The organism is Sporosarcina luteola (assembly GCF_007991495.1).
In the GTDB taxonomy this organism is placed as follows: Bacteria; Bacillota; Bacilli; order Bacillales_A; family Planococcaceae; genus Sporosarcina; species Sporosarcina luteola.
In genome coordinates, this window is sequence record NZ_BJYL01000031.1 from 31,722 (window position 1) to 42,236 (window position 10,515).

The 10,515-nt window shown below is 40.4% G+C and carries 10 protein-coding genes; 4 read left to right on the plus strand and 6 right to left on the minus strand.

Annotated elements, in window-relative coordinates:
- The first annotated feature begins 59 nt into the window (after positions 1–59).
- Both SLU01_RS11705 and SLU01_RS11710 read left to right on the plus strand, forming a co-directional pair.
- Positions 60–1,220: an acyl-CoA dehydrogenase family protein gene (locus tag SLU01_RS11705; RefSeq protein WP_147058510.1), complete on the plus strand. Its 1,161-nt coding sequence runs from the start codon at positions 60–62 to the stop codon at positions 1,218–1,220.
- Positions 1,217–1,774 (plus strand): SLOG family protein, encoded by a 558-nt coding sequence (locus SLU01_RS11710; RefSeq protein WP_147058512.1) that lies wholly within the window; start codon positions 1,217–1,219, stop codon positions 1,772–1,774. Before SLU01_RS11705 ends, SLU01_RS11710 begins: the two co-directional genes overlap by 4 nt.
- 231 nt (positions 1,775–2,005) lie before the next feature.
- On the opposite strand, the gene SLU01_RS11715 is transcribed toward SLU01_RS11710, so the two are convergent.
- Positions 2,006–3,796, minus strand: a complete 1,791-nt coding sequence (locus SLU01_RS11715; protein ID WP_147058514.1) for a S9 family peptidase — start codon at positions 3,794–3,796, stop codon at positions 2,006–2,008.
- A gap of 169 nt (positions 3,797–3,965) precedes the next feature.
- Between SLU01_RS11715 and SLU01_RS11720 the strand changes: the two genes are divergently transcribed.
- Positions 3,966–4,223, plus strand: a complete 258-nt coding sequence (locus SLU01_RS11720; protein ID WP_246110969.1) for a DUF4190 domain-containing protein — start codon at positions 3,966–3,968, stop codon at positions 4,221–4,223.
- 52 nt (positions 4,224–4,275) lie between these two features.
- On the opposite strand, the gene SLU01_RS11725 is transcribed toward SLU01_RS11720, so the two are convergent.
- From SLU01_RS11725 to SLU01_RS11740, 4 genes are all read right to left on the minus strand, one after another.
- On the minus strand, positions 4,276–4,683 hold the full coding sequence (locus tag SLU01_RS11725) for a DUF4870 domain-containing protein (protein WP_246110970.1): 408 nt from the start codon (positions 4,681–4,683) through the stop codon (positions 4,276–4,278).
- A gap of 100 nt (positions 4,684–4,783) precedes the next feature.
- Entirely contained in the window at positions 4,784–5,494 is a 711-nt protein-coding gene (locus SLU01_RS11730) for a hypothetical protein (RefSeq protein WP_147058516.1), read from the minus strand.
- 102 nt (positions 5,495–5,596) lie between these two features.
- Positions 5,597–6,391, minus strand: a complete 795-nt coding sequence (locus SLU01_RS11735; RefSeq protein WP_147058518.1) for a VLRF1 family aeRF1-type release factor — start codon at positions 6,389–6,391, stop codon at positions 5,597–5,599.
- Between the two features lie 270 nt (positions 6,392–6,661).
- Complete coding sequence (locus tag SLU01_RS11740) at positions 6,662–6,895, minus strand: PepSY domain-containing protein (protein WP_147058520.1); 234 nt, start codon at positions 6,893–6,895, stop codon at positions 6,662–6,664.
- A gap of 132 nt (positions 6,896–7,027) precedes the next feature.
- Between SLU01_RS11740 and SLU01_RS18015 the strand changes: the two genes are divergently transcribed.
- Complete coding sequence (locus SLU01_RS18015) at positions 7,028–7,201, plus strand: YfhD family protein (RefSeq protein ID WP_170232688.1); 174 nt, start codon at positions 7,028–7,030, stop codon at positions 7,199–7,201.
- Between the two features lie 58 nt (positions 7,202–7,259).
- Here the strand turns inward: SLU01_RS18015 and SLU01_RS11745 are convergent, their stop codons facing one another.
- Positions 7,260–10,430, minus strand: a complete 3,171-nt coding sequence (locus SLU01_RS11745) for an ATP-binding cassette domain-containing protein (RefSeq protein ID WP_147058522.1) — start codon at positions 10,428–10,430, stop codon at positions 7,260–7,262.
- Positions 10,431–10,515: the final 85 nt, after the last annotated feature.

Sequence of the window (10,515 nt, forward strand, 5' to 3'; positions counted from 1 at the left end):
CTCCAAGTTGCGTATAATAGAGATAGATAACGATGATGTCGAATAAAGGATGTGTCTAAATGTCAAAGGAGCTTTTCATCACAACCGATCAGCAAAGAGAATGGATGGATAAATTAAAGGGCCTAGAAATGCAAATTCGAAACTCAGCTGAAAAGACGGATCGACTTGCCTCATTTCCGAAAGAAAATATTCATTCGCTCGTCGAACTGGGCTATACGGCGCTCACCCTTCCAAAACATTATGGCGGTGGCGGAATCACCGTAACAGATATGGTTTTGATGCAAGAGACGCTCGCCTCCTACGATGGAGCCACCGCTTTGTCCATCGGTTGGCATCAGGGGGCTGTCGGCGACCTTTATGAAAATGAGCTTTGGAAAGCGAATCGATTGGAGCAATTTTCAAAAGAGGTCTTGAACGGCGCATTAGTAAATCGGGCAGCGAGTGAAGCCCAAACCGGCAGTCCGACTCGGGGCGGACGTCCGCGAACAACTGCCGTTAAAGAAGGCGTATACTGGGTCATTAACGGACAGAAAAACTTCACGTCCATGTCTCCTGTCCTTACCCACTTCCTCGTATCCGCTTGGGTAGACGAGGAGGAAGGAATCGGCTTTTTCTTAATTGACAGGAATAGTGCAGGCTTATCCATTCAAGAGACATGGAATACGGTCGGCATGCGGGGCACTGAAAGCCATGACATAGTTTTGGATCATGTGAAAGTCGATGAAAAAAACTTTGTCGAATTCAGCAAAGGTCGGCGGGGAGATAAATTAAACGGATGGCTACTGCATATTCCAGCCTGTTATTTAGGGATTGCGCAAGCAGCTCGTGATTATGCAGTGAAATATGCTGTCGAATATAGTCCGAATAGTATTCAAGGGACGATTTCCGATTTGCCGAATGTGCAGAGCCATATCGGCGAAATTGATCTCAATTTAATGAAAGCGAGGCACTTTCTTTACAGCGTCGCAGCTGCATATGATGATCCGAGCCGAAGAAAGTTCATTCAGCAAGAATTAGGTGCGGCAAAGCATGTTGTAACAAATGCGGCGATCCGCATCGTCGATCAAGCGATGCGTATCGTCGGGGCGAAAAGCTTGGATCTTTCCAATCCAATGCAACGCTATTATCGGGATGTCCGCGCTGGTTTGCATAATCCGCCGATGGATGATATGGTCATCTCAAAATTGGCGCATACAGCCATCAAGGATATGAATAAATGATTAAAAGACTTGTCATAACAGGTTATAAAGCACATGAATTAGGCATCTTTAATGATAAACATCCGGGCATTGAAATTATTAAGAAGTCTTTGGAAAGCCGCTTGACTCCATTGCTTGAAAGTGGATTGGAATGGGTGATTATTAGTGGCCAACCGGGAGTTGAAACGTGGGCGGCTGAAACTGTTATTGAGTTACAGAACGATTATCCCGAATTGAAATTCGCTGTCATCACCCCTTTCCTGGAGCAAGAGAAAAACTGGAACGAGGCGAAAAAGGAAGCGTATCAACTCATTCTTGCGCATGCGGATTATACCGTCAGTTTGACGAAACGCCCTTACGAAGCTCCATGGCAATTCATCGAGCGGGATAAGTTTTTATTACGAAATTCAGACGGAATATTAATCGTTTACGATGAGGACAATGAAGGATCCCCGAAATTCATGAAAAGAATGGCATTAAAATTTGCGGAGACGAGCGAGTATGAGGTACTGACAATTACGGCAGATGACTTGCAGCTTGTTGCCGAAGATTTGCAAAGGCAGGACTGGGAGTAAAGAAGAATTTTTTCGGCAGGAATGAGAACTCTTGGACGATGAACGAGAACTCTATAGGCTTAAAGGAGAACTCTCGGGCGATGAACGAGAACTTTACAGGCTTAAAGGAGAACTCTTTGAATACGAACGAGAACTCCATAAGCTTAAATGAGAACTCTTTAACGAGGAACAAGAACTCCTAACAAAAAAGCTGTCCATCGGTCAATGTCACCGGTGGACAGCTTTTTCCAATCACTTCTGATGTTTCTCAAGAAATTCTAACATCAAACTATAAACTTTAATTTCATTTTCCTTCTTCGAGAATCCATGCCCTTCATCATCCAGCACTAGATATTCAACATCGCGTCCCAGCTTTTCCAGCTTGGCAACAATCTGATCGGATTCTTCTTTCACGACACGGGGATCCTTTGCACCTTGGATAACGAGCATTGGCTTCACCATTCCATCGAGATACGTAACAGGAGAATCTTTTACGAATCGCTCTTTATCCCGTTCCGGATCACCAAGCCATCGATCCATAATCGGTTTCCAGTGCGGCGGCACGGAATTGACGAATGTGAATAAATCGGATGGTCCAAAAATGTCTACAACAGCTTTAAAATAGTCGGCATGACGTCCGTGCAGCAACAATGCCATATAGCCTCCGTAGCTCCCCCCAACGAGGAAGAGACGTTCACGGTCGGTGATGCCATTATCAAACAGCCATTCAATCCCCGCTAAACAATCAAGGCGCGGGCCTTCACCCCAGTCTTGCTCCACCATTTTCGTGAATTCAGAGCCGTACCCTGTGCTACCTCGGAAGTTTGGTGCGAAAATGTTATATCCTCTGTTCAAGAAACATTGGAACATCGAACGGAACATTTTGCGCTCCGAAGATTGAGGACCACCGTGCGGCCAGAAGATTGTGTAGCCATTGGCATTCTCTGGTTTTGCCTTAAATAATAAAGCTTCAATTTCCAAGCCATCAAAAGACTTATAAGAAACAACATCCGGTTCAACCATTCCCTCCTGACTGACACCAAGAACCCTATTTTCCGTGAGTTGCTCCCACTTTTGGCCATCTTCCGATTTGAATAGATTATGTGGAACCGTCGCGCTTCTTCCTAAAATATAAAGATTACCTGACTTAGTAGAGCTAATTTGATCAACTACATCTACAGGCAATTGGCACTCTTCCACCTGTTCCCCATCCAGTTGATAGCGATATAATTTATCCGAAACGCCTTTGGAAGTGATGAAATAAAACTCTCCCTTGTCCTTATTAAACTTGATCGTCTGGACGCTCTCCCCTTCAACTTCCAATACCTTCGAGAAAGACTTTGTCGTCAAATCAAATTTCGCAATATAAGAGAAGTCGCTTTCATAATCCGTTACAAAGTAGATTGTTTCATCATCCGTGAACACTGGATCATAAGAAACATGCACTTTAGCTGCATCGGGCGTTAAATTAACTGTTTCCTCTCCAACTTTCACAAAGCTGATCACATACGTATTCGCAAATGCGCGCGAAAAGACGAATTTCTTTTCGTCATCCGAAACTGCAGCAAGCTCTGTCGGTGAAATTTCACCAATGTTCAAAAGCGTATCCACACCACTTTCCAAATTGCGCATATGCGTATTCAAATACATCGGGTTTTCCAAGGATGTAACATAATAGATCCGCTTTCCATCTTCACTCAGATGACTGAAATAAAATTTCTCACTTGCATCCCCCGTAATTAAGGGTTGTGGTAACCCACCCTCAAATGGAATGGAGTAGACTTGATAATTTTCATCACCGTCACTATCGAATCCAGCGAGGACATAGCGGTTATTCGGATCGAATTTTATGAAATTACATGACTCGTCCCGATGGGCAAACATATAAGGGAATGAGCCCGGTAAATCCATTGCCCATAAATTCATCTTTCCATTTAAATTCGTATTGAAGATAAGTTTCGTCTCATCGTTGTTTACTGCAAAATTAGTAATCGTGTACGTGCGGAAAAACTGCTCAACTGTTGGTTTTTTAAAAGAAATCATGATTCTCCTCCTAAGCGACATACTATTGTCCATCCGACTAATAGTATAACATTTCTATACTCACGAAAGAATCAAATTTTACTATTTTCTATGAATAGTTACATATCCGCTGGTTTTAATCAAATCACTCACCTAATCAGCATACGCTGTCATAGTGGGGGTGAAGTTTTTGGAAATTGAAAAACAGCAAACAAACGGAATGGCTGTCAGTTCACTCGTTCTGGGAATTTTAGGTGTCGTATTAAATCTGGTTCCTCTCCTTCCTTATTTACTCGGTATCCTCGCGATTATTTTCGGAACGATGGGCAAAAAAACGGAACATGGAAAGGGAATGGCATTTGCAGGCGTCATTTTAGGCAGTATCGCTTTAGTGATGAAAGTACTTTTTTGGTTATTCGTTATAGCTATAGGAGGATTGGGGTATTAGGTGTCCAATTAAAAAAATCCGTCTCGAACACATTTCGGGACGGATTTTTGGATTAAGCTTTATCCAATTGATTCTCCACCATATCGCCAATAAAAGGCAATTTGTAGTATTTCCCTTGATACGCTTGATACATCATGAATATCATTAATGCGAAAGCGAGTGGACCTAGTAGCAGACTAAGAATAATCCCAAGGACAGGTATAAAACCTATTACAATGCTGATCAGGAAAATCGCAACAGCCAAGAACACCGCTTGTAAAGCATGGAAGCGGATGAAACGGTTTTCTTTTTCCATAAAAAGAAAAATAAGACCGATAATAAAGATATAACAAAGCATTCCGCCGACGTTCTCTGTTAGACCGATAGAGGTTTTTCCACCTTCAGTTTTGGCAACAGGTTCGATGCTCTGTTCGATTGTTTTCTCGACTGTTGTTTCTCTCAATTTTTCATTTTCATTCAATCGTTTACCTCCTTTTACTTCTACTATATGGACAACAGCAAAGAATGATACCAATCGAACCCCACTTAACACTTTACGTCTGTAATGGGGTTGGCGTTAGTTAGTCGGAATGCGATTGTTTAGATTTACCTTTCAAACTACTAATATAAGTTGTCGTCAGCTGATAGCTTTTATCGATTTTCTCTGCAATGAAATGCGACCGTTCAAACAAGACTGATTTCAGGAAATCCATCTGTCTCATCATTTTGTCGATTAACCCCTCTTGCTGCTCCAATTTATCTACCATTGTCAGCTGTGTTGTCTTCTGTTCTTCTAATGAAAGGGAGAATTGATGTTGTTTTTCGATTTGTTCATCCATTTTTTGAAGAAGCAATACCTGATCCGCATCAAATTTATCCAACCGTTCCGCAATTTCTGAATTAGCCTGATTCAATAAATTAATTTGGCTGACAAGATCTTCATTCGCTTTCTTTTTTTGATTCAAAACGTTTTGAAGTTCTATATTCTGTCGATCTAACCGTTCAAGCGCATCGATCGCGTCTTGTTCGAATTGATGATGCTGAGATTGGTTATCTACGATTTCATCGAAGCGTATGCTTGCTGTCCTCCAGCGGTCTGACTGAATTCTTCTTTGTTTTTTTAGTTGATTTTCCATTTCACTATATTTTTCATTCATTTCATCATATGCCTTTTTTTGTACTTCTATCGCTTTTGTTATTGAATCAGATCGATAGATCGCTTGATTCCTCTCCGAAACTTGTTCGCCTTTATATATATTCAATTCATTTTTTCTATTAAAGAATAGTCCCACAGTACAACCTCCCATCGATCGTTTTCTCTATGATATGTCAATGGCTATGTATTCGTCCGAAAATGTAAAAACCGCCTCCATGTAAGAGACGGTTTAGCTTGATTATTTTTCAAAGACTTGATGAAGGACTTTTTCAGGTTGCACGTTAATCAAGTTTTTATAAATACTGTTATTCGGTTTTGTCCGAAGGGCTTTCGTGAATGAATTTGCAAGTTCAGCTTCCCCAACGACATAGATTTCTTTCCAGTTTCGGTCTTTTCGCATCTTTTCGACAGTTGCACCCAACTCCTTATAAAACCGTTCAAGATTTTCCCTCAAACGATCGTCGAATTCGTCACTTTGTCCGCCGCCAGACCCTCTTTGGACTGAAGATCTTGCGCCATTTGCCTCTTTCCATACTTGAAGGCCCGAGTCGAATTCATAAGTCATCTCATCGTTAATGAATCCCATTGCAGTATCTAAAATACGCACTTCTCCGAGGCTCGGTAATATGATACCCGCTTCTGGATATGCTTTTAACATATACTCCATCTCTTCAGTTACCGCATGATCTTCCCAGTGAAAACTCGTTTTCACTTGTACTTGAACATAATGGACGGACCATAATTCCGGGTCTTCAGACGCAAAAATAACGACCCCTTTATTAAAGTCGTTTTGATTACCTTCAATTTCTTTCGTTACTTTATCCTTCAGTTTTTTGAACGCTTTAATTTCATTTTGATCCTGAGAGGCTTCCAAATACTCAGCTAACCGCTTCAAACCATTTTTCAGATGAATGCGCCATGCACCATTCTGTTGCTCCGGATCAGCTGGGTTCGTATTTAGATAAACACTCAACACACAACGGGAATTACATTTGTATTCCTTTAGGCTTTTCAGTTCTTCACTTAGTGACATATATCCCGAACCTCCTTATAGTATGCTCCTTTTTAGCATACCCTATCCAGAACATTCTAAAACCGAAAGGCGCTTGCACAGATCCGACAGGCATAAGGCGAAGATGCGGCGTGGCGGTCTTTGCCACAGAGCAGCTTTGACTTATGACCCGAGCAAGTCGAACTGCGCAGGGTTCGATTTGCCGTATTTCTGCGGCTTTTGCAGAAATTAAGGCATCTCCCTAGCGCCTGAAGCTGGACAACGGGAGGTTCAGCAAAAAACAAAGCAAAATTAGTCGAGCTTAACTCTAATCACTTCTCCTGTTACCGCATCCACTTTCACTTCATATTTTACGCCTTGAGCGTTGCGGATCTCAATATCGTAAAGCAAAACGCCATCATCATAATCCAATTCCGCTTCGACAACATCACCCGGAACACGCTGTAATGCTATTTCAATCGCCTGCGCCATTGTAATCCTGCGATATTGCGGATTTTGCCAATGTCCTTCCCAATTGTTAACCATTCTAGAAAAACCTCCAAACATTTTTTCGTTCATGACATCATATTCATATGCCTAGAAAAGGTACCTTGTTCAGCATAAAACAATTAAATTACGCCATATTATGAACGACGATAATGAAAGGAGCGAAAAATCATGGGAAGAGATGAACATAACAATAAGACCGGAAATAATACAAATTCCTTGCCTCAAACTCCTAAAAACCAAAAGATCAAACCAAAAGATATGAAAGAGGAAATTGCGAAGGAGTTTGCGGAATTGCGAGCGGGTAATAAAGATAAAAAGAAGAAAAATTTCAGATGGCCTTAATCATCAGACGCCTCTACACTCTTATCCTTGTGTAGGGGCATCAGTTTTAGTACTTGAGTTATCTATTTATTTCCAAACATTCATACACCGCCATCATCTCCCGTTTATTCAACTCACGAATACGATTAAAAATCGGGATGTTTGCAACATCTTTTGTATACAAGCTTTTATCCACAACATCACTTACATTACCCAAAAGCCAAGTATGCACATTTACCTCTTCGACAAATTCTTTGAGACCTTCCTCATTGATACCAGTAGCTCGGCAACTAACACACGGAATCGTCAACTTAAATACCCCATCATGCAAATTATCTTCTGCTATCACTTTTTTGCCTTTACAATATGGGCAAGGATTGCTCTTTCTAATTTTATTTATTTGGGTAATTAATTTTTTATAACCAAATGCTTCATACACATAAGTCAGTTTTTTATATTTGCCATTTGTGAAGTATTTATCGATAATGGTTTCTCTTGTTTCATTCACATTTGGGAAATCACAGATTGTCACTTGATTATTATTGCTGATCGATTTGATATTATCTTCAATCGTATTCCAAAAAGGCAAGACATTTTGCAATACCATTTCATATCCCATAAAGCTTGCCTGTTCCAGCTCAACTATTTTCAAGGCTACTTGTATTTCCCGAGGAAGCAAGGATACGTCCTCATTCAACGTCATATCGCCGCCAACAATCGATTTCAGCTTTGTGAGTGCAGGCAAGTCACCTACGATCTTCAATACTTCGTTAATCGGCATTCTGATCATCTCGCGAATATCTTTTTTTCCAAATGTAAGGGGCTTCTGGTGATTTAAGACTGTTCCCTCACAAATAGGACAATCAATCATTACTTTAGAAGCTTTCATCTGCTCTTTTATAATTGATTTTGAAACAAAGATGTACATTCCAAGAATTGTATTAAAGCCTACCCACGTTCTGCGCGCCTTGCCTTCCTTATCATAAAACGACTTCTCAAAATATCCATACCAAAATGTATGCTTTTCTTCATCGGTCATTTCGTTATAGCTTTTTGTCAGATCATGACCTATTTCATTCTTAATTTCCCCAAATAGGAACTCCAACTTTTCATATTTATAAAATTTCAACACATCCATCACGGCTGGATGAAGCATTCCATCCCAGAATGGAACATTTTTGTCTTGCATGACAAGATCTTTATCAAACACTTCAATCTGTAGACGGCCCGAACATGAAGGACAATGATTGTCTTTATTATAGAAATCGAAGCTTTTCGTATCCTTATTCGTCGGATGCGCAGCCACAATATGGTTGATAAGACCGCCAAGTTCATAAAGAAAACTATATTGGCTATATAAATGTCTTTCAAGATCGATTGCAATAACAGGTGCAATTGTATCAGATTCGTATTCGCCGTAAATCAAGCGAGCCATTGAAGACAAACTTTTCAAAATGCCGCCTTTATAAATATTCTCGGCGTTCTTAAAATAGTCGATATGATTTTCTTCCAAGTAGCGGACACCTTTTTGCTGTTTGAGTGCAGACGAAATTGGTGCCGGCATCTCCATACTATCTTTGTTTTTATTGACGAAATAGACGTCGTGACTGACAACTTCCAAATGGGTGACAGGTTCGTTCTGTCGCTTCCCAAAATCGACGATATAATCCGAGCTTTCCATCATATACTCATTATGCTCAATCATAACGATTGAAACTGTTTCATCTTGCAAAATCAGCCTGATACTATCAATGAATTGATTTAATATATTTTGGGACAAACCTTTCGAGGGCTCATCAAAAATAAAAAGGGTGTGTGGTTTTTTCGTGTTTGCAAACAGTTCCGAAACTAAATGGACACATTGGAATTCACCCGTCGACAATGTCTGTGTCTTTCTCTCCAACGTCAAATAACCGAGCCCAAGTTTGATCAATAAACTTAGGCGTTTATGCGCGATATCTTCATTTGGCAATTCGACAATAATATCTTCTATTGAGCGCTCAAAGATATCATCGATTTCGTCGCTGTATTTGTTAAGTTTCTGTTTAATATCAAGAAATGTTGCAACGGTTGACCGGCTTGTTATTGATTGGTTACGATCCTGACCTACCATAACCAGTTTGTCTTTTGGATAACGCTTGAGAAAGTCTTTCGCCACACATTCATTGACAAGTGTTGATTTACCGCAGCCAGACTCCCCTGTCACAGTAACGAGTCTGTTTTTTGGAATGTGAAACTCATCCATTTGAATAGTACGGCAGTAAAGATCTTTAAATTGATAAAGTTCTGTGGGCTTTGTCTCATTCAATTCCTGAAAAACAGGTTTAGGCCGGGGCGATTCATCCACGATCTTCCCTCCGTATTTCCCACTACCAGGACCGAAGAACAATTGCTCATCCGTTGTATCAAGTACAGTATCAGAATGATCGATGAGCCAAATTTGATTTTTATAGCCTAATTGCTTTATTTGCTCCAGAATTTTCAATAGTGTTTGACGATCAAGCCCCACTGAAATTTCATCGATAATAATTGTGGTATTTTCGCTAGTCGCCATGAATTCCGCCAAATAGAGTCGTGTTAATTCTCCGCCCGACAATGTTCCCATAATCCGATTTAACGTTAAGTAACCGATATTCATATTGATTATATTTTTGAGAATAAGTTGTTTTGCTTCGCCTATATGTAATTCTTCGGCTAGTGAAAGGATTCTCTCGACACTCAAATTATTAATATCAGAAATAGAATGCGTAGTATTGAATAAATCAATTGTGTATTGTTCAACTTCTGGGCTGTACCTCTTCCCACCGCATGTTTTACACTCCACATTGCTCGTACTGCCGCGCCCTTTACATTTTGGACACCAGCCTAACTCGTTATTAAATGAAAATGTTTCCGGAGAAAGATGAAATTTTTCTGCAAGACAATCGCGGATTTCCTTAAATACTCCTGTATGCGTCCCAATTGTTGAGCGGGGATTTGAAGAAATGGATGATCTTCCGAGAAAAAGCACTAAAGGCATCTCTTCCATTTTGATGGCACTGAAATTCGTTTCCATGATACTTGGGAACAGATACTGGTAGTCCGCCTTTGGTAATAAGGAAACGAGACGCTTTTTTGATTCCTCCCCGATAGTTTGGCAGAATGTCGTTTTTCCAGATCCAGATAATCCAGCGATACCTAGCGATTTGTTTTTAGGAAGATCTGCATCCAATCTTTTAATATTGTTGGCGATCAATTGATTTATTTTCATTAACATCCTCTCCATTCTTTGACACTAGTATTACCTGTTATATAAGATCTCTAATCCATGCTTTCAATCGAGTAGGAGGGAGTGA